Source organism: Hymenobacter sp. BT730 (genome assembly GCF_030542105.1).
Lineage (GTDB): Bacteria > Bacteroidota > Bacteroidia > Cytophagales > Hymenobacteraceae > Hymenobacter.
Window position 1 is genome coordinate 499900 of the sequence record NZ_JAUOFB010000002.1, and the last position, 19785, is coordinate 519684.

At 53.3% G+C, this 19785-nt stretch carries 12 protein-coding genes; 4 read left to right on the forward strand and 8 right to left on the reverse strand.

Annotated elements, in window-relative coordinates; genetic code table 11:
- Positions 1–220: 220 nt before the first annotated feature.
- From Q4G72_RS08990 to Q4G72_RS09005, 4 genes are all read right to left on the reverse strand, one after another.
- Positions 221–2083 carry a M1 family metallopeptidase gene (locus Q4G72_RS08990; protein ID WP_303311084.1) on the reverse strand — a complete coding sequence of 621 codons (1863 nt, stop codon included), beginning with the start codon at positions 2081–2083 and terminating at the stop codon, positions 221–223.
- 237 nt (positions 2084–2320) lie between these two features.
- Positions 2321–3211 (reverse strand): alpha/beta fold hydrolase, encoded by an 891-nt coding sequence (locus Q4G72_RS08995; RefSeq protein ID WP_303311085.1) that lies wholly within the window; start codon positions 3209–3211, stop codon positions 2321–2323.
- A 159-nt stretch (positions 3212–3370) separates the two neighbouring features.
- Complete coding sequence (locus Q4G72_RS09000) at positions 3371–4471, reverse strand: Smr/MutS family protein (protein ID WP_303311086.1); 1101 nt, start codon at positions 4469–4471, stop codon at positions 3371–3373.
- 105 nt (positions 4472–4576) lie between these two features.
- Positions 4577–5485: a DUF2279 domain-containing protein gene (locus Q4G72_RS09005; protein ID WP_303311087.1), complete on the reverse strand. Its 909-nt coding sequence runs from the start codon at positions 5483–5485 to the stop codon at positions 4577–4579.
- Between the two features lie 192 nt (positions 5486–5677).
- Here Q4G72_RS09005 and Q4G72_RS09010 point away from each other — a divergent pair, with 192 nt between their 5' ends.
- On the forward strand, positions 5678–8554 hold the full coding sequence (locus tag Q4G72_RS09010) for an alpha-amylase family glycosyl hydrolase (RefSeq protein ID WP_303311088.1): 2877 nt from the start codon (positions 5678–5680) through the stop codon (positions 8552–8554).
- 86 nt (positions 8555–8640) lie between these two features.
- Here the strand turns inward: Q4G72_RS09010 and Q4G72_RS09015 are convergent, their stop codons facing one another.
- Positions 8641–9489: an N-acetylglucosamine kinase gene (locus tag Q4G72_RS09015; protein ID WP_303311089.1), complete on the reverse strand. Its 849-nt coding sequence runs from the start codon at positions 9487–9489 to the stop codon at positions 8641–8643.
- Between the two features lie 345 nt (positions 9490–9834).
- Between Q4G72_RS09015 and Q4G72_RS09020 the strand changes: the two genes are divergently transcribed.
- On the forward strand, positions 9835–10920 hold the full coding sequence (locus Q4G72_RS09020; RefSeq protein WP_303311090.1) for a T9SS type A sorting domain-containing protein: 1086 nt from the start codon (positions 9835–9837) through the stop codon (positions 10918–10920).
- A gap of 83 nt (positions 10921–11003) precedes the next feature.
- On the opposite strand, the gene Q4G72_RS09025 is transcribed toward Q4G72_RS09020, so the two are convergent.
- From Q4G72_RS09025 to Q4G72_RS09035, 3 genes are all read right to left on the reverse strand, one after another.
- Complete coding sequence (locus tag Q4G72_RS09025) at positions 11004–12053, reverse strand: SusE domain-containing protein (RefSeq protein ID WP_303311091.1); 1050 nt, start codon at positions 12051–12053, stop codon at positions 11004–11006.
- Between the two features lie 111 nt (positions 12054–12164).
- Positions 12165–13760, reverse strand: a complete 1596-nt coding sequence (locus Q4G72_RS09030; protein WP_303311092.1) for a RagB/SusD family nutrient uptake outer membrane protein — start codon at positions 13758–13760, stop codon at positions 12165–12167.
- A gap of 10 nt (positions 13761–13770) precedes the next feature.
- Positions 13771–16782, reverse strand: coding sequence for a SusC/RagA family TonB-linked outer membrane protein (locus Q4G72_RS09035; protein WP_303311093.1), 3012 nt, complete (start codon positions 16780–16782; stop codon positions 13771–13773).
- 726 nt (positions 16783–17508) lie between these two features.
- On the opposite strand from Q4G72_RS09035, the gene Q4G72_RS09040 reads away from it, so the two are divergent.
- Both Q4G72_RS09040 and Q4G72_RS09045 read left to right on the forward strand, forming a co-directional pair.
- Entirely contained in the window at positions 17509–18087 is a 579-nt protein-coding gene (locus Q4G72_RS09040) for a hypothetical protein (RefSeq protein ID WP_303311094.1), read from the forward strand.
- A 47-nt stretch (positions 18088–18134) separates the two neighbouring features.
- Complete coding sequence (locus tag Q4G72_RS09045; protein ID WP_303311095.1) at positions 18135–19553, forward strand: alpha/beta hydrolase-fold protein; 1419 nt, start codon at positions 18135–18137, stop codon at positions 19551–19553.
- Positions 19554–19785 lie beyond the last annotated feature (232 nt).

The window sequence follows — 19785 nt, forward strand, 5'->3', positions numbered from 1 at the left end:
AATATAGTTTTCATCAACCGAAACATAGTAAGTAAACCAATATTGATATGCGGAAATCAAAAGCAAGCCGAGTGAAAATAAGATTTCATGGATTTGATCGGTCCAAATGCTGAAAGCTGTGACAGTGATAAGCAGGATTACAAAAAGTAGCAGGCATGTTAAAAAGACATAGAATCCTTGCTTTCTTGTCATCCAACTGATTTGGACTGGCTCATACATACTATTTTCTCTCCCACACATTATCCTTTGGAAAACTATCCGGCACCAGCGTAGCGCCCAGCTTCACCTTTGTCACCACTTTAGCCGAGGGCACCGGAATAGTCACGGATTTGGCGCCGGTTTCCCATACGGCTATAGTGCGGTGTAGTTGCTGGGTGGAGTTATCAGCAAACGTGACGGTCAAATCCACCGGCACGGGCTTGGTGCCTTTTGCTTCTACCACGATTTGCGACTCATTACCCTGCTTTGTTACGCTGGCAATGGCCAGGTCGGGGTAGCCCCCATCAAAGAACCAGCGCTGCCAGAACCAGTTGAGGTTTTTACCAGCGCCTTCGTTCATGGAGTTAAAGAAGTCGTAGGGCATGGGGTGCTTGCCGTTCCAGTTGCGGATGTAGGTGTGCAGCGCCTGCGTGAACAGCTCATCGCCCAGCAAATCCTTCACATACAGATAGCCAAGGCCGGGTTTGGGGTAGGAGTTAAGAAAGAACGGCGTGCCGCTCTGCTGCGTGCTCAGCGTCACGATGGGCATGTCGGCCTCGGTGTCGGCGGCGCGGGCGTAGGGCGCAATGCCGTAGTCATCGTCCAGGGTAGGGTCAATTATTTTCGAAATCAGCCACTCGCCAATGGTGGCCCAGCCTTCGTCCATCCAGCCGTACTTGGTTTCGTTGATGCCCATATAGAACGGGAACATCGTGTGGAATATCTCGTGGTCGGTGAGGGTAATGGCGTCGGCGCGGGTTTCGGTGGGGTTGTCGTTCACCATCATGGGGTACTCCATCTGGTCGAGGCCATCAAAAATGGTTTCGTGGGAGTAGGGAAAGGGCCACTTGGGGAAGTCGTAGCTCATGGCCTGCACCGTTTTGCGGGCAAAGTGAATTACCTCTTCGTAGTCCTTGTGCTTGGTGTTGTACACGGCATCTACGCGGGTGCGGCGCTTGGTGGCGGGGTCTACTACCAGGCTGGTAGATTGCCACACGTAATGGTCGGCGGTGGCAAACACGAAGTCGGTTACATTCTTCGCCTCAAACTGCCAGGTGTTGGTGGCATTCTGGGCCGTGATGTCGCGGCGTTTCGCGTCTGCTTCGGTGATGATGCTGATAATGCCATCCTTCTTCTCAGCGTCGCGCAGGCGCTTGGCGTACTTTTTCGTGAGAACCTGGTCGGTGTTTTTCAGGTCGCCGGTGGCCCACACCACAAAGTTTTTGGGCACCGTAATGGCAGCTTTGAAGTTGCTGAAATCGTTGTAGAACTCCTGAGAGCCAATGTAGGGCAGGCGGTTCCAGCCATCAATGTCGTCGTACACCGTGATGCGCGGGAAGAAGTAGGCCACGAAATGTGCGCCTTCCTCCACCTCGCCGGTGCGCATGTGCGAGCCTTTGTTGAGCGTGTAGGAGTAGCTGATGGCCACGCGGGCCGTTTGCCCCGGCGCCAGCGGCTTAATGCTCACGGGCATATTGGTAGCATCAATCTTCAGCTTGGCTACATCCTCGGCCTCCCCGTTCACGCTCAATTGGGCAATCTTCACCCCATCGTGCAGGTCTTCCGGCTTCACCGACGATACCCGCGGGGCCCCTTTCTGGTAGTAGTTAGGGTAGAGCTTAAACCAGATTTGCCGCAGCGAATCGGGGCTGTTGTTGATGTAGGCAATATCCACCGTGCCCTGCACCAAGCGGGTAGCAGGGTCGAAATTGATGTTGAGGGTATAGTCAGCGGTGTTCTGCCAGTATTTGGGGCCGGGTTTACCGTCTTCGGAGCGGGTACCTTTCTGGTAGGTGGCCTGCAGATTGCGCGGGATAGGGAGGGCTTGCTGAGCCAGAACGGGGGCGCTAACGAAAAGCAGCGCGGCGAGGAACTTCAGATTCATAAAGGGCAGAAGATTTCTGCAAAGTAACACCGCGCGCCATTAGGCCGGGTATGGCTATGGCTTTCCTTGAAACGGCACTTTACAAGGCACTGTCATCCTGAGCCCCGCGAAGGACCTTATCACGTTGCCACGAGTCGTTGTAACGATTATCGTTCAGCAGTGATAAGGTCCTTCGCGGGGCTCAGGATGACATATGTATTAAGGCGAGAGAAGGTATAAAATAGATGCTGTAAAAGGCTACTTCATTTCCGCCCGCACCCTCTGCAAAATTGCTTCCCAATGATTCAAATACAGCATGTGGCCTTCACCGGGTAGTAGTTGGAGGCGGGCTTCGGGAATGTTCTCCGCGAGGAAATCCAAATTGTCTGGTGGCCAGACTGAGTCCTCGGTGCCGTGCCAGATGGTAGTGCTGGCCTGTATGGCTTCCAGCTGAAAAGCGGGCGGCTGACAGAGGGCGCGGCCATCAAAATACACGCCCTGGCCCTGATTGGCAAACCCATGTACGGCCGCATCACGCAGCAGTGCCCGGTGCGCGGGTTGGTCCTTCACGGCCTGCTCGGTGGGGCCCAGCAAGCCCAGGAGCGAGTCAATCATTTTATCGGGCTTCTGCTGCCATTGGGCACTGAGTTCTACCAGCGCTACCTTGCCCAAAATGGGGAGATAGTCGTTTACAAAACGCGCAGCCTTCCAGCGAAGGTGCAGCTCAGCATAGGCCTCTTCGTCGCCGAAGGGCAGGGCCGTACTTAGCAGCTGCACCGTGGCCACCCGCTCGGGGTATAGCGCCGCCAGTGCCAGCGCGTGCACACCACCTCCAGACCATCCGGCCACCGCCAGCGGCCCGGGAATTTGCAGGGCATCCACCGCATACAGCACATCAGCTGCAAACGACTCCAGCGTCAAGTTCTCATCTACATCCGACAGGCCGGAACCTGGGCGGTCGGGGGCCATTATCTGCAGGCCGAGACGGGCCAGCTCAGCAGTGCACTCCGGTACCGCAATGCCAGATGAGGCATATCCATGATGAAAAATAACGGCCGGATGCGCCGGGTTGCCATAGCGCGTGAGCCCTAGTTGGCGGCCATCAGGTAGAGGAACGGTAAGTGGCTGAGCGGTAGTAGGGGCGGGCATAAATTTGAGCAGCTATCAGAGGAATTATTAAAATAAAACTGTCATCCTGAGCGGGCGAAGGCCCTTATTACGCAAGAACGATAATCGTACAAACGACTCGCTCTAGCATAACAAGGGCCTTCGCCCGCTCAGGATGACAGGTGTCTGGCGTTACTTGACTTACTTCAAGCGTACCAGCGTGGCACCGTACCCGAACTTCTCTTTGCGGGCATCTTCAAAAAACTTGATGTCGCGGTTGCGGCTCAGGAGCTTATGAATCTCTTTACGCAGCGTGCCATTGCCGGCTCCGTGTATAAAGACAATTTCGTGCATGTTGGTGGCCAGGGCCCGGCTCAGGGCATCTTCAAACACATCCAGCTGTAGCTTCAGCATAGCAGTGTTCGATAGCCCTTCGGCTCCTTCCGGGCGCAGGGCTTCGATGTGCAGATCCAACTCATGCGGAGGCGCTACCAGGGACTTGGCGGGCTCCGGGGCAGGAGCCACAGCAGCGGGTTTGGCGGGTGCATCACCGGAAAGCTGTTGCTTCAGGGCTTCGGCCAGCTTTTCGGGTGGCAGCGCTAAGGCCGCGGCGGGCTTTTCATCCAGCTGAAACAAGTAGGCTTCGCGCTGGAGAAGCGGGGCCTGCTGCCGGCTCTTGTAGAAGGTGGCCGCTTTAAAGGCCACACGTTTGGTGAGCAGCTCAAACGCGGAGGCGCCGTTTACCTGATGCGGCAAAACCTGCAGCACGTAAGCAGGCCACTCCTCAAAATCCTTCAGGTGCAGGTGCGCCAGCGGGCGGCTGGCCAGCTTGGGACCTAGCTTCTCCGAAATAAGGCCGCGGTAGGGGCGGTCGGGGCGTTCCTCGCCGCAGGTAAACAGCACATCGGCCTCCGTATTATTGAGAAGCTGTACTGAAAGCAATTCCGGGGCCTGGTGGGTGAGGGCCAGATACAAACCTTTCTGTGCCGCAGGCAATGGAGCCGGGGCCTTGGGTGGAGCGGCCTGCGCGGCACCGTTGCCGGCCGGGGCCGTAATGGGTGCGCTGGCTGGCCGGGCAGCAGCTGCCTTGTTGCCTTTGCCCATCTGGCCGGGTTTGGGAATAGGAGCGGTGCGGTCAAAGGCTTTACCTTCTTCAGCGGCAACTACTACCACCTCGCGGCGCAGTACGGGAATCGTGAAATCGTTATCAATAGCTACTTCTACCAGGTCGTTGTCGAGGATGCGGGTAATAATGCCCTCTTCGCGGCCGGTAAGTAGGCGGACTCTGTCTCCTACGTTCATATCAAAAAAGAAAAAAGTCAGATGGAATAGGTGCAACAAAGGTAACGCGCAAAAAACGCCCGCGGCTGAGCAGAACGTTAGAAATGCCCCTTTACATGGGCACGGCTACCAGTAAAGCCCATGCAGCACCATGCCGCGCCGCTTGTTATACTCCAAAGCGGGGGCGGGCAGATGAAAGATGCTGGCCACGTAGAATACCCGGCGCAGGAGCTTGCTGCGCGTAGGAATCCGGCGCAAATCCACATCCAGGGAGAGATAGTACTGGCGGTAGGGATGCAGGCCCAGGGCGGCATTGGTATCCGCATCATTGTACACCATTTGCTGGGCTCCATAGCCCAAGGCAGGTTGCAGCCAGCGCGGCCAACGGCTGGTGGCAGGCAGCCAGGCACCAATATCGGCGCACAGCCAGTAGGTTTGGCCGTTGTAATCTTTCAGGTGCTTTTCGGCCAGGCTTCGGCCCAGCACATTGGGCCGCAGGCCGGAGTAGCGGGTGGTATGAAAGGAGTATTTGGGCATGAGGCGCACCTCCTGCCAGGCCAGCTGCTGGGCCAGTACGCCTGCCGAGCCCAAAAAATTGGCGGCCAGATCAGTAGCCGAAGCACCATATTGCGGGTCGCGGCCATCCAGCAGCTCAATGGGGCTTTGCAGCAGAAAGCCCACCATGCTACCGTACCAAATGGCTTTTTTGGGAGCCACCCCGGCCCATTGCAGCATGTCTACGGCCCCGCGGCTTTCGTGGAAGGCACCCCAGAAGTGGCCCGCTTTATCCATTTGCTTCCACTCCGGCAAGTCATTAAACCAATGCAGGCGGCTTCTTTCGCCAGTATACCAGCCTTCACTGAGCAGGTAGAGTGTGCCAGCATAGGCTGCGGTGCCGGTACCGGCCAGAAGCGGCAAACGGTGGGGCGCAACCGCGTGGCTGGTATCAACAGGAGCCAAAGGCACCTGCGCCGAACAGCGCAGTGCCAGTAGTAAGAGCAGGCATAATCCGAACGTACGCGCGTACCACGCCATAACTCCTTTCTGGGCCGGCACTAAGGGGCACGGTCATCCCGCAAAACTACAAGAAAACCGCCCGCGTCCTTTGGTAGCCGAGCTCGGCCGTGGTATCTTTAAGATTCAGAACTCAGCATTTGCGACGAATTTTCGCTGTTTTTGTCTGCTTCGCAGGTTCTCCATCTGTTTTTCCCACTCAACCTCTGTTTAATGAAATTACTTCGACTTGTTTTGCTGTGGCTGGTTAGTCTGGCGGCGCTTCCCATGGCGCAGGCACAGGTGGTTACCGCCCAGTCTGCCTTCTTCACAGGTGATGATCAGGTGACGCTGACATTTGATGCCACCAAAGGCGACGCCGGCCTGAAAAACTACACCGGCGACGTGTATATCTGGACGGGTGTAATTACCGATAAAAGCACCAGCAACTCTGACTGGAAATATGTGATAGGCAAGGCCTGGACGCCACCTATTGAGAAGGAGAAGCTGACCCGCAGCACCACCAATGCCAACCTCTATACCCTCACCTTCACCCCGCGTACCTTCTATGGGGTGCCTGCAGGCGAGAAAATCCTGAAGCTGGCCATGCTGTTCCGCAGCACCGACGGTACCAAATCGGGTCGTGACACGGGCGGAAAGGACATTTTTGTGGATGTAGCGCAAACCTCGGCCCTTTCCGTACGGCTCACCAGCCCCACCACGGGCTCGTTCGTCAATAAAAACGCTAGTGTAAGCGTATCGGGCACGGCCTCGGCAGCATCCACTCTCACCCTTACCCTGAATGGGACCCAGGTAGAGCAGACAACCAACGCTACCATCCTGACCAAGGATGTTACTTTGACTCAGGAGGGGAGCAATGTGCTGAAGCTAACGGCTACCAGCGGCAGCACTACGGCCACAGATGAAGTAACCGTATTTGTAAGCCCGGCAACTACCATAACCGCACTGCCGGCCGGAGCCAAAAAAGACGGAGTAACTTATCTGAGCGGAGGTACTTCTGTTATTCTGAGCCTGACGGCCCCCAACAAGACTAATGCCTACGTCCTCGGAGACTTCAACAACTGGCAGCCCGATGTGAAATACCAGATGAGCAAAACCAGCGCTACTGATGATGTGAACACGCGCTGGTGGGTGAAGATTGACGGCCTCACCGCCGGCCAGGAGTATGCCTATCAGTACCTGGTAGATGGCCTGCGCGTAGCGGACCCTTACACGGAGAAAGTACTGGACCCCAACAATGACCAGTACATTCCGGCCATTACGTATCCTAACCTGAAGGCATATCCTACAGGCAAAACCACGGGTATTGTATCCGTACTGCAAACCAACCAGACTGCCTATGCCTGGCAGGTAACCAACTTCCAGCGCCCAAACAAGCTGGATATGGTGGTGTATGAGTTGCTGGTGCGCGACTTTGTAGCCCGCCACGACTACAAGACCGTCACGGACTCGCTGGACTACCTCAAGCGCTTAGGTATTAATGTATTGGAGCTGCTGCCCGTAAACGAGTTTGAAGGCAACGAAAGCTGGGGCTATAATCCATCGTTCTACTTTGCGCCTGACAAATACTACGGCACTAAGAACGACCTGAAAAAGCTCGTCGACGAAGCCCACAAGCGTGGTATTGCCGTGGTATTCGACATGGTGCTGAACCACTCGTTCGGCCAGAGCCCCATGGTGCAGCTGTACAGCAGCAATAACCCCTGGTTTAACGCTACGCCTACGCACCCCTATAACGTGGGTACTGACTTCAACCACGAAAGTGAGTATACCCGCTATTTCTCCAAAGAAGTTATCAAGTTTTGGCTGCAAGAGTACCACATTGATGGCTACCGCTACGACCTGGCCGGCGGTTTCAGCCAGGTGCAGAAAACGGAAGCTACCTACGAGTCGGTGTTTGACCAGTCACGGGTGAACATCTGGAAAGACTACTACGCCGCGCAGCAAGCAGTCAGCGCCGGTTCCTACGCCATTCTGGAAACCTTTGTGGGCAACGAAGAAGCCAAGGCACTTTCGGCCGCAGGTTTGATGCTGTGGGGCAAGATGACCTCCAACTACAATGAGGCTACGATGGGCTACAACGATGGCAGCAAATCAGACCTGAGCTGGGGCTATTATAAGCAGCGCGGCTGGACGGACCCCAACCTGGTGACTTATATGGAAAGCCACGATGAGGACCGCTTGATGTATAAGAATCTGCGTTTTGGCAACAGCTCCGGCAGCTACTCGGTGAAAACCCTGAATACGGCTTTAGCCCGTCAGGAAGCGGCAGCCGCCTTCTTTTTCACCGTGCCTGGTGCCCGCATGATCTGGCAGTTTGGCGAAGTAGGCTACGACAAAGGCATCTTTATGTGCCCTAATGGTACCTACCCTGGTGATGATGGCACCGATCCTACAAAGTATGCCCAGGACCAAAGCTGCAAACTCGGCAACAAGCCGGCCCTGTGGGACTACTACACCAACGCCAACCGCCGCCGCCTCTACGATGTGTACCGCAGCCTGATTCAGTTGAAGAAGGACGAGCCGGTATTTGAGAACTACACCACGTTCACACAGGACGTAAGCGGAGCGGTGAAATCCATTCACCTCAACAATGCCGACCAGAACATTACGGTGCTGGGCAACTTCGATGTGAAGTCTGCTACCATTAACCCGAAGTTCCAGAAGACCGGTACCTGGTACAACTACCTGGATGGCACCAGCCTCAAAATCAACAAAACGGATAGCACATTCACGCTGGCTCCCGGCCAGTACTTCGTGTTCCTGACCAAGAAAGTTGCTAAGCCAGCCGGTACGGTGCTGGCTACCCGTAACGAGCGGGCTGTGCTGGCCCTGGGCTATACGGTGGTGCCTAACCCCACCAGTTCGGTGGCTATGTTGCGCTACACGCTGCCCCAGGCTACAACGGTGCATATAACGGTACAGAACCTGTTGGGTGCTACTGTACGCACGCTGCCCGCTACGGGCAAGCAGGCGGCCGGCGCGCACGAATTGCAGCTACCAGTAGAAAGCCTGGCCAATGGTATCTATCTGGTACGGTTACAAGCCGGCGAGACGCAGGTAACTACCCGTCTACAGGTGCAGCACTAAGCTGAATCATAAGCTGTCAAATAAAAAGGCCGCTCCCCTTGGGGAGCGGCCTTTTTATTTTCTGGTATCTGAAGTTACTTATTCCGTTACTTAACCAAAGTGGTGTGGTAGTTCACCAGATCATCGATAGGGGAGCGGATGATTTTGCCGACTTCCATACCGTGGCTTTTGGCTACCTGCTCCAGCACGTCGCGGAAATTGTAGCCCACCGAGCCTACACAGTTAAAGGAGTAGTTCTGGAAGTTGGGGTAGTGCGTTACCAGGTTATTGAAGAAGGTCTCAAACCCATCCAGTACAATCTCGCGGCAGTAGCTGATGTTGTTGTGGTCGTAGGCAAACTTACTGAACGAGGCCAGGAAGCGGTTCGGCAAGGGCTGATTGTAAAGCCGGTCGAAGATTTCCTCGTTGGTCAGGCCGTATTGATCCTTAAAGGCATCCTGCAGACCATCGGGAAGGTAACCGCGCATAAAGTCACGCAGGAGGCGCTTGCCAATGAATGAGCCGCTGCCTTCATCACCCAGGAAATAACCCAAAGAGTCGATGTTCAGCTCTACATCTTTGCCATTATAGAGGCAGGTGTTAGTACCGGTACCCAGAATGGCAGCAAAGCCGATGTTCCGGCCCAGCAAAGCACGGGCTGCTGCCAACAGATCATGGCCCACATACACGCGCGAGCTGGTGAACACCTGCCGCATGGCATTTTCCACTACTGCCACTTTCTCAGGCACCGAGCAACCAGCACCGTAGTAGTATACCTCCGTTACTTCGGCGCGGGGCAGGGTATCGGGCAGGCTCTTCTCCAGGGAAGCTACAATACCAGGCGTATCAATGAAATACGGGTTGTAGCCTTCGGTATTGAAGTAGATTTTGGTGCCTTCATTGTCAATCAGACACCAGTTGGTTTTGGTAGAGCCGCCGTCGGCAATAATGATCATATAGGAAGGATTGGTTGTTTGCGAATGCAGAGGAAGGGTAAAGATAACAGGACCGGAAAATTTATAACCTCACGCCCCACATAAGATTACATAAATATGCTGGCATAACGCCTGGTTGGGTACATAGTAGGGCGTGTGCAAAATATGGGGTGTATGTAACCTTTTGTCTGCATCTCAGATAATATAAAGAAGGTGAAAGTAACACACCATAATACTATCTTAAGCCCTTTGTATTCTGTGCATAAGGCTTACTTTTAACTAGCCGGGGAAAGTCTGGCTACAGTTACTTCAATTTTGCTTCACAATCTTTTCATTTTTCATGTATTAAACCTTTACCTACTCTCAATGAAAAAATTACTTACTCTCGCGGCGGTTGGTGTCCTTGGGGCTTCTGCCCTTACTGCGCAAGCTCAGATTACCGTAGATGGCAAAGTCTCTGCTTCCGAAATTGGTACTGGGCTTAACCATTACCAATTAGTTAGTACTTATGCTGGCACCCATTCGGCTGGTACTTTGGGCCTACAGTCTTTGTATATCGGAGAGTCGGCTACCAAGCTTTATATCATGGTGGTAGGTGCAGCAGAAACTGCTGACAATTACCCAGGCATTGTAGTATACCTGAACGTACCTGGTAAAACTGGTGTCCCTGCAGGGACTCAACTAAAGGGTGGGGCAGATGGACAAAGCCCACTGAAACACACCCCAACCATGGATTTCGAAACGGACTATGGTTTCAGGGTAACAACCTCACCGGCCAACATGACGCCCGCGTACTTCAGCTTCGTAGACTACACGAACGGAAATACAGCGCAGGTTCCCGACTCTTATCAAGGAGAAGGTGTTAAAACGGGTACTGCCCATAATGGTACAGCCACCAGTGGTCCATTTATGGGGGCACGCTATTCTTATTTGAGTTCAGCAAACGTTACAGCTGCAACTGCTGCCGGCTCAGGATTTGAGGTAGAGCTAGATAAAACAGCTTTAGGTATAGTAGATGGCAATGCAGTAAACGTAATGGCTGCATATGTTAAAGATGGTGGGGCTTTTACCTCTGATGTATTGCCGCAAGTGGTAGGCCAACTCACAGATTTAGGGTCTTCTGCCGATTTCAATACGCTAGCCGGGAAGCAGTATGCTACTTACATCGTAGGGACTGGTGTCCAAGCCAGCCGCGCCGAAGTAGCCCGTACATTAGGGTTTGGTGTGTACCCTAATCCGGCTCGCGAAGCTAAAATTGTATATACTGTAAATGGTCGTCAGGATGTAGCGTTGGAAGTAGTGAACCTGCTGGGCCAGCGCGTACGCTCACTGTCATCTGCAAAGCAGGCTGGGCGCCAGGAGTACCAACTTTCCGATCTACAAGCTGGCACCTACCTGGTGAAGCTGCGCGTAGGCGACCAACTGACCAGCCAGAAGGTGATAATTAACTAAGCTTTTTCTTTAGTAGACCCTGCAAACAAAAAAGCCCCGCTGCTGAGCAGCGGGGCTTTTTATTATTAAAGCGGAGGGAGGAACTAGTTCTTGCTAATGGAGTAGCTGTAGTTACCAGCACCTTTGCTCAGGTCCAGCGTGATTGTATACGATCCAGCACCTGGAGACACAATGTTTGAACCGTCATAATCAGGAGAACCGTTTGCACCATTGTCGCCCATGTTAATGGCCCAGGCATTGTTAGCGCGGAACTTTAACTCACCAGCACCCAGGGTAGTGGTAACCTTCCAAACACCGTTGGCAGCGTCATAGGTCATAGGGGTTTCAGCATCCCAGCCACCAGCAGTAGCCGAGCCGATTACGGCCCAAGTAGTGGACGTAACGGAGTATTTTTTCGTACCCAGGTCTACATTCATTTTGTAATAACCGGGGGCACTAGTCTTTATGTTGCCACCATTAGGAGCAAGGCCTGAACCAGTGCCATCATCACCATAGTTTACATCCCAGCTACGGCCAACGGTGTATTTGAACTCACTAGCTGCATCCATATAGATGTAACCTTCATACACGTCATTGCTGTTAGGCGAAGCGAGGAACGGCGCAGTGGCAGGGCTCCAGCCCTGGTATCCACCAGGAACTTGGATGGAAGGATAAGCAATGAACGAGAGGTAAGGAGTGCCCGTCAGAGTAGTAGTGCCCGACACCTGGGTTTTTACCGGGATAGAAGGAGCATTAGTGGCCAGATTAGAAGTCACACGTACCTCAACGGAAGCCTCAGAGCCCGTAGGCAGACCAAGCGCCAACATGATGTTGTTGATTTCGGAAACCGTGAAGGTTTTAGAAGTGCTGGTGCCGGCCTTATATTCATAAGGCTTCGCAAACTTGTTATCCTTCTTGTCGAATTGAATAACATACGTTTGCGCCGCGTCAAAGCCATAGTTGCCGGGCTTCCAGGAAAGCGTCACAGCATTTTTGCTGGCATCTTCCTGCACCAGTGTAACGGAGTTGGCAGAAGCCGTAAGCGTAGGAGCATTTCCTGGCTGTGCCATGACTCTCACTTCATCCTTCTCGCAGGAAGAAAAAAGAAAGACGGCTGCGCAGACCCCTACTAGTTGGGTAAGCCAATTTTTCATGTGGAACTGATGTTTAAGACTGAAAATGAGATAAGAAGAGGGCTCTTCATCGGGTGCTGAACAGCAACGTACCGGTGCTTTGTTCAACACCCGATAAAAAACTCTTATCGATTAATAACCTGGGTTTTGCTTCAGGTTAGGATTGGCTACTAAGTCAGTAGAAGGGATGGGGAACAGCACACGGAAGTTCTCCACGGAAGTACCCTCTTTTGCACCGCCTTTGAAAGGCCACAAGTAGTCGCCTCCGGTATATTTGCCGAAGCGGATAAGGTCCGTACGACGGTGACCTTCCCAGTACAGCTCACGGCCGCGCTCATCGAGAATATCGTCCAGATCAACGGAGCTCAGTGCGGTAGCACCGGCACGGGCACGTACCGTATTTACAGCATCCAGGGCAGTACGGCCACCAACGGGGGCACCACCGCGCAGAACAGCTTCCGCATACATCAGGTAATCATCTGCCAGACGGAACATGGGGAAGTCGGTGTCGGGGAAGTTTCCTTCCGTATCCGAGCCTGCTTCGCCGGTAGACGTTACGTTCTTATACTTCGAAACGGCATAACCATCCGTAAAGGTGAAGATGTCGTTGATTTCCTTCGTCTGACCAGGCGTGTAGAACAAGGCCCGCTCATCGGTGCTTTCTGCCTCGCCGGGGAACAGCTCTACCAGGTTCTTTTTGGCGCGGTTACCACCCCAGCCACCATTCACACCAAAGTCAGCAGGCTTCATACTACCACCTACCTGAGCATGCACCAGGAAGGTCATGCCACCATAGGTCTTCGTGTGCAGGCCGTCAAACGTTACGGGGAAGATAACTTCGTTACGGGCAGCCGACTTGTCGTTATCAGCCAAGAAAAGATCCTGATAGTTAGGAGCCAGGCTGTACGCGTTGGCGTCCAATACCTTAGCGGCATAGATGGCTGCATCATTGTTGCGCTCCTTGCCGGTATATACCTGAGCGTTCAGGTAAAGCTTGGAGAGCAGCATCCAGGCCGACGCCTTGTCGGCGCGGGCATAAACAGCTTTGGGAGCCAACAGGTCGGCATCAATAGCTTTCAGTTCTTTCTCGATGTAATCGAATACAAACTGGCGAGACTGCTGCGGCGGAGGCGTATTGCCTACGGTCGAGGTTTCATCAGCGAAAGGAACGTTACCAAACATATCAATGGCATGCCAGTAGCTGAGGGCACGCAGGAAGCGGGCCTCGGCACGGAACGTGTTGATTTTGCCCTTATCAGCTTCTGAGATACCCCGCTCGCTTAGTTTCTCCGGTGTTGTCTGACGGATGAACTCATTGCAGAGGGCAATCTGATAGAAGATACGGTCATAAATAGCCCGTACAAACTCGTTGTTGGCGTTCCAAGTGAGCTTGTTGTAGTCGGGGAGGCTGCCGTCGTTCCAGGCAATGATAGCCTCATCCGTCGTCAGCTCCTGAGCACCCCAGTACTGACGGAGGTAGTTGGAGAAGCCTTCATCAATGCCGGAAATGTCGGGCAGACCAGCTGGGCCTTCCTGACCGCTTACCGCCAGCGTAGCGTACAGACGGGCCAGTACTCCCTGAATCTGGGCTGGGTCGCGGTAAACGATTTCTGTGTTAGATAGAAAATCAGGCGACTGATCCAGCTCATTCACACACGAGGAAAGCGGTGAAAGAGAAGCAGCAAGTAGGAGCGCTACTCCTAAACTGCGTACAAATTTATTTTTCATGGGAAGAATTTTAGAAGCCGATGTTCAGACCGAGCGTGAACGTGCGGGGGCGTGGATAAATGGAGTTATCGATGCCATTGAAAACCTCTGGGTCTAGTCCTGAATAGTCGCTGATAACGAATGCATTCTGAACAGACAGGGAGAGGTTTACGTTCGCCTTGTCCTGGGCGATTTTGCCCACGTTATAGCCAAGCGTAATGTTCTCCATGCGCAGGAAAGAGGCATTCTCGATGTAGTAGTCAGAGAAATATTGCGCGGTGCTGAATTTGGACTCTAGCACTTCGTGATTAGCATTGCTCAGGAAGCCGGTTGAGTTCTGCGAGAAGGTAGAACCTGAGCGAATGTTGTTGTAAACGTAGTTGTCCAGGCTGGAGCGCATGGTGAAGGCCAGGCTGGCTTTGCCATAGCTTACGTTAGAGCCAAAGCCCAACAGCCACTTGGGACGCGAAGACTTATAGCGGTAACGGTCGGAGGTATTGATTACGCCATCAGCATTACGGTCAACATATACGCCTTCCAATGGCTTGCCATCAGCGCCATATACCTGCTGGTAAACGAAGAAGGAGTTAGCTGGGAAACCCACGGAGTTGATCTGAATGGTGTTACCTACGCCACCACCTATGCCACCGGTTTGCACACCAATGTAATTTGGATTCTCTACGTTGGTCAGCTTGGTAATTTCGTTCTCATTGTAGTTGCCATTAGCGTTCAACGACCAGTTAAACTTGTCGCCACGAACTACATCTACGTTCAGAACGGCTTCCACCCCACGGTTGGTCAGGTTACCTACGTTAAAGTTACCGGCGTTCGAGAGGTTAGACAAGGCAGCAACTTCAATGAAGTTGAGCAGGTCTTTGGTGTCGCGCTTGTACACATCTACCGAACCCGAGAGGCGGTTGTCCAGGAAACCGTAGTCCAGACCTACGTTGTAGGTAGTGGTGGTTTCCCACTTCAGGTTAGCATTGTAGAAGCCCGGACGGTAGGTGTTGTAGAACTGGTCGCCCAACTGATACTGAGCGCCTGTGTTACGGCTAGGCGTATACAGGGACAGGTAACCATACAGGCCCGAGTAGTTGGTGCCCTGGCCCAGATCCTGCTGGCCGGTCTGGCCATAGCCAAAGCGCAGCTTCAGATCAGAAACGGCAGAAGAGCTGGCGAGGAAGTCCTCACCCTTGATGCGCCAAGCAAAAGCACCGGATGGGAAGTAGCCCCAACGGTTGCTTTCCGGAAAGCGGGATGAGCCGTCAGCCCGGAACGTGCCAGTGAACAGGTACTTGTCTTTAATGTTGTAGTTGGCACGACCGTAGAACGACAGCAGGCGATAAGCCGGGTCATAGAAGTCATTGCCCGTAATTGGCAGGGAAGCTTTCGTGAAGACTTCACCCGTAGCGGTGCGGTCATCAAAAATGAAGGTCTTGTAATCGAAGGCCTGGTAGGAGTGACCTGCCAGCAGTTCCAAACGACCTACGCCGATTTCCTTGTCGTACTTCAAATAAGCTTCCAACAGCTTGTTGTCGTTGTCAGCAGCATAGGGGTTGTTACTGCCTTTGCCTAGGCGGGCGCCCACAAACGTAGCCGAGTTAGGCGCTACGAAAACGGAACCGCGGCCACGCTGCACGTCATAGCCCACGTTCAGGTTGGCGCTCAGACCATCAATATACGGCAGGCGGTAGTCCAGCTGAATGTTGCCGATGCTACGCTTTACTGTGCTACGGTCGCGACGCTGGTTAATCAAACCAACTGGGTTGCGTCCTGACAGGGTGTTGACATTGCCATCATTGTCCAGGTTTTGATAGTACCCACCGTATTTAGCCAGGCGTGGATCATTGGAATAGACCGGCTGTGTAGGATCATAAAACACGGCAGCGGCAACGGCGTCGCCGGCCGAGAAGTTGTTGTCGATCCAGGAACCTTTCAGATTCAGGGTTACGCGCAGTTTATTATCCAGCAGGCTGGGGGTTAAGCTGATAGCGCCGGTGTAGCGCTTCAGGTCGTTCTTCAGCAACAGACCTTCCTGGTCGAGGTAGCCACCTGAAACCCGGAAAGGAATAGCGCCAGCAGCACCCGACAGGCTGATGTTGTTATCGGTAGTGTTAGCAGTGCGGAAGATTTCTTTCTGCCAATCGGTGTTGGAGTTGCCAACAATCGATTTCTGCTGTGCGTTACCACGGCTGTTTACCAGTGCCCGATATTCCGGACCGTTCAGTACATCAACGAACTTGATAGCCTCAGAAATAGAGTTCTGTGAGCTAACATTTACGGCGAGTTTTTCACCCTGCACACCACGCTTGGTGGTAACCAGAATAACACCGTTAGATGCACGCGAACCGTAGATGGCCGTGGAAGAAGCGTCTTTCAGCACCGTGATGCTCTCAATGTCGTTGGGGTTAATCATCGACAAAGCGTTGGGCGCACCGGAAATGCTTTGGTTGTCTACAGGCACACCGTCAATTACGATCAACGGGTCGTTGGAGGCAGAAAGCGAGGAGCCACCGCGGATACGGATGGAAGAGCCTGTGCCGGGAGCACCACCACCGGTGGTTACCTGCAAACCAGCTACTTTACCCTGCACCAGCTGCTCGGGGTTGGTTACCTGGCCTTTCACAAACTGCTTTTCCGAAATCTGCTCTACAGCACCGGTCAGGTCCTGCTTGCGCTGGGTGCCGTAACCAATTACTACGGCTTCATTCAGCAGCGTGGTGTTTTCAGAGAGATTAACGTCGACGGGGATATTTTGCCCAGCCTGAACCGTTACGTTACGGCGTGTAGTGGTAAAGCCTACGAAAGAAGCAATAACCACATGTGGGCCGGCCGGAATGTTCTGGATGGAGAACTGACCATCGGAGTTAGTAGAGGTGCCCAGCGAGGTGCCTTCAATAAGCACTGTCACACCTGGCAGCCCTTGGGCCTTTTCGTCCACTACCCGCCCACTAATGGAGCCGGTTTGGGCGAATGCGCTGGTAAAACCAGTGCACAAGAACAACAGCAGAAACAGTAGTTTCAGCAGATAATGGTGTTTCATTAAGGAAGGGGTTGAATGTAAGGGAAAAAAATATGGAAATTCCTTCAGTTGGGCATTGGTCTTGGCATCGTAGATAAGTACTATTTGTAGGAAAAAGTACCGCTATTTAGTCAACTCAATGTAGTGCCTCCAAGTCAAGATTTGTTAAGAATCTTCGCAAGATAAAGTTTTGCCCGCGACAAAAACAATGTCGGTCCGCCTTCGGCCTCGTATTGTAATAAGTCTATTTTACGGGCGAAATTTCGCTGTTCCTCAATCGTTTGCTGTTCAAACACTCACGCTCCTCTTTATGTGGAAGTAAAAACCGGCCACAGCGGTCTGAATTTTTGCTGCTTGGATGAATAAAATACTGAAAATTCAGCAGATTCTAATGCATAGAGGCCTTTTTATGTATTCGGGGTGCATCATATAAGGTAAGGTGAATGTTGATGAGAGTCTCTCTGGGCTGATAGCTAAACCAGGAGCGAAAAACCGGGGAGAGAGAGAATCTGATGGTGATTTTAGGCCCCTGCCTCTGCCAATTATTTTATGAGAGCTTTCTAACGAAGCCACAAATTTGGTGCGCTTTTCCAGGCAACGGGTAGAAACAGACCTGGCAACATGGTAATCCTATTTGTAAAGTATAAGCGGCAACCAGGCTGAGGCTATTTATCGGATGAGGGAGCCAGAGAGAATTATAGTATAAGAATATACAGGGTGCGGTTGGTTTGTGTAGCTTCGCATAGTATGAAACGTATTTTGTTCGCTCTGCTCGCCGGAGTGTTGCTTGCTAGCTTGAGCACTATGGCTCAGGGCCGGGGTGGAAAAGCGCCCCGCGCGCCTCGTATCAAAACGGTGCGACTGGACGACCCGGTTCTGGTATTTTACCGCGAAAAGCAGCCGGGCAACGCCGCTCAGCAGCTGGTAATGGATGCCAAGGTGTTACCCCAGGTGGCCATACTGCCGTTTGAGGAGCTCATCAACCGCCCCGATATTTACTTTGACGGCATAGATAACCGGGAACTTCCGGGCTCGGCTAAGAATAAGGACCGCATGCGTCTTGTGGGCACGTTTGGTCTCGCCACTTCCAAGCGCCAGCCTGTAGGCGACGGCCGCAGCCAGTATGTGCGCCTGCGCAAGCCTAAGCAAGGTGTTTTTTATGTTTTTCAGGATGATGCCAGCCAGTACCGCTCCCTGGTAAACGATGGCCATGGGGGTGCCCGCTTAGACTTTCAGGCCAATGTGCTGCCCGGGCTGGACTCCGTACGGGCCGTGTATGTGCTCCGAATGCTGGAGCCCGCGCAACGCGGTGCCAGCATTCGGTGACCTTTGCTCCAGTTCTTACTTTTCCCTTACCCGCTTCAGCACTGCGCATGAAACACCTTTTTGCCTCTGCGGCACTTTTCCTGACGGTATCCATGGCACAAGCCCAGGTTACCTTTAAGTTGACTGCCGTGCCCACGACAACTCCCGCCGCCGATGCCATTTACATTGCTGGCTCTTTTAATGGTTGGAACCCTGGCACCACGGCCCTTACCAAGAACCCCGATGGCACCTACCAGGTAACCCTGCCCAAAAGTACTGGCGCTATTCAGTTTAAGTTTACCCGAGGCTCTTGGGAGAAAACGGAGACCGATTCCAAAAACAATGATGTAGCCAACCGCACCTATACCTTTGGAGCGTCGCCGGCCACTGTAGAACTGCAGGTGCAGAATTGGAAAGACCTGGGCGGCGGAACAACAAGCTGCGCCAGCACCGCGCTGCAGCCCAATGTGCAGGTGATCAGTACCAGCTTTGCTATGCCCGAGCTGAATGGCCGGACCCGCCGCGTTTTGATTTATCTGCCGAACGACTATGCTACCTCAGCCCGTCGTTACCCGGTGTTGTACATGCACGATGGCCAGAATGTGTTTGATAAATGCACCAGCTTCTCCGGCGAGTGGGGCGTTGACGAAGCCTTGAGCCAATTGCAACAGTCTGGTCAGGATCCTACGGGCGCAATCGTTGTAGCCGTAGATAATGGCGGGAATTCGCGCCTGGATGAATATTCTCCCTGGCGGAATGAAAAATATAAAGCCGGCGGAGAAGGGGATAAGTACGTCGACTTTCTGGCCCAGACCCTGAAGCCCTACATCGATGCCCATTTTCGCACCCTCACGGGCCGCGAGTATACCGGCATTGCGGGCAGCAGCATGGGCGGGTTAATCTCGGTGTATGCTGCCGTAAAGTACCCCGGGGTATACAGTAAAGTAGGCGTTTTCTCACCGGCTTTCTGGTTTGCCAAGCAGCCCTTGTTTGAGTACGTGCGCAAAACCGGCTATAAACAGCCTACAAAGTTCTATTTCATTTCGGGTACAACCGAGGATGAAACCATGGTTCCGCTAATGGCTGATATGCGCGACTCGCTACAGAAAGTAGGCTTCGACGCCGCTGATATGAGCTTCAAGCCCATGGAAGATGGCAAGCACTCGGAGTGGTTCTGGAACCGTGAGTTTCCGGCAGCATACCAATGGCTGTTTCCGGCCGCTACACCCACGGGTACTAAGAATAGCCGAGTGGCCCTGGCTTTCAGTGCGTATCCTAACCCTACGCAAGGGCAGCTTTCAGTACAGTTGCCCGCGGGGGTGAAAGATGCTAAGGTGGAAATTCTGGATGGAACCGGCCGGCAGGTCGCCAAGGCTAAAGTGCGAAATGGCGGCACGGTGGATGTGAGCCGGCTGGCCAAAGGTTGGTACGTTCTGCGCGTAGCATCTGGCAAGGAGGTTGGGTCCCAGGCTTTTATGAAGCAGTAGCCGTAATATTAAAATTTTGGCCTGTGCAGCGCTTTCTGCTTGCTTCATAAAAAGGCCGGCTTACCTTTGCATTCGCAGCCCCTCAGGCTGTCTTTCCTCTGATGACAACTCAATTGACTTTGCAGGCATGGTGGTGGCCCCTCGGAAATTCCGGACGGGACAACCTGTGCGTGCGTTAGAGTTGTATCAATCAACTTCGCATCGACTTAACAGAAAGCCCGGCCGCCCGCCG

What these genes read in the sequence shown, in the direction of transcription:
- Q4G72_RS08990 (WP_303311084.1), bottom strand. Translation starts at nt 2,083, where the DNA reads ATGAATCTGAAGTTCCTCGCCGCGCTGCTTTTCGTTAGCGCCCCCGTT.
- Q4G72_RS08995 (WP_303311085.1), bottom strand. Translation starts at nt 3,211, where the DNA reads ATGCCCGCCCCTACTACCGCTCAGCCACTTACCGTTCCTCTACCTGAT.
- Q4G72_RS09000 (WP_303311086.1), bottom strand. Translation starts at nt 4,471, where the DNA reads ATGAACGTAGGAGACAGAGTCCGCCTACTTACCGGCCGCGAAGAGGGC.
- Q4G72_RS09005 (WP_303311087.1), bottom strand. Translation starts at nt 5,485, where the DNA reads ATGGCGTGGTACGCGCGTACGTTCGGATTATGCCTGCTCTTACTACTG.
- Q4G72_RS09010 (WP_303311088.1), top strand. Translation starts at nt 5,678, where the DNA reads ATGAAATTACTTCGACTTGTTTTGCTGTGGCTGGTTAGTCTGGCGGCG.
- Q4G72_RS09015 (WP_303311089.1), bottom strand. Translation starts at nt 9,489, where the DNA reads ATGATCATTATTGCCGACGGCGGCTCTACCAAAACCAACTGGTGTCTG.
- Q4G72_RS09020 (WP_303311090.1), top strand. Translation starts at nt 9,835, where the DNA reads ATGAAAAAATTACTTACTCTCGCGGCGGTTGGTGTCCTTGGGGCTTCT.
- Q4G72_RS09025 (WP_303311091.1), bottom strand. Translation starts at nt 12,053, where the DNA reads ATGAAAAATTGGCTTACCCAACTAGTAGGGGTCTGCGCAGCCGTCTTT.
- Q4G72_RS09030 (WP_303311092.1), bottom strand. Translation starts at nt 13,760, where the DNA reads ATGAAAAATAAATTTGTACGCAGTTTAGGAGTAGCGCTCCTACTTGCT.
- Q4G72_RS09035 (WP_303311093.1), bottom strand. Translation starts at nt 16,782, where the DNA reads ATGAAACACCATTATCTGCTGAAACTACTGTTTCTGCTGTTGTTCTTG.
- Q4G72_RS09040 (WP_303311094.1), top strand. Translation starts at nt 17,509, where the DNA reads ATGAAACGTATTTTGTTCGCTCTGCTCGCCGGAGTGTTGCTTGCTAGC.
- Q4G72_RS09045 (WP_303311095.1), top strand. Translation starts at nt 18,135, where the DNA reads ATGAAACACCTTTTTGCCTCTGCGGCACTTTTCCTGACGGTATCCATG.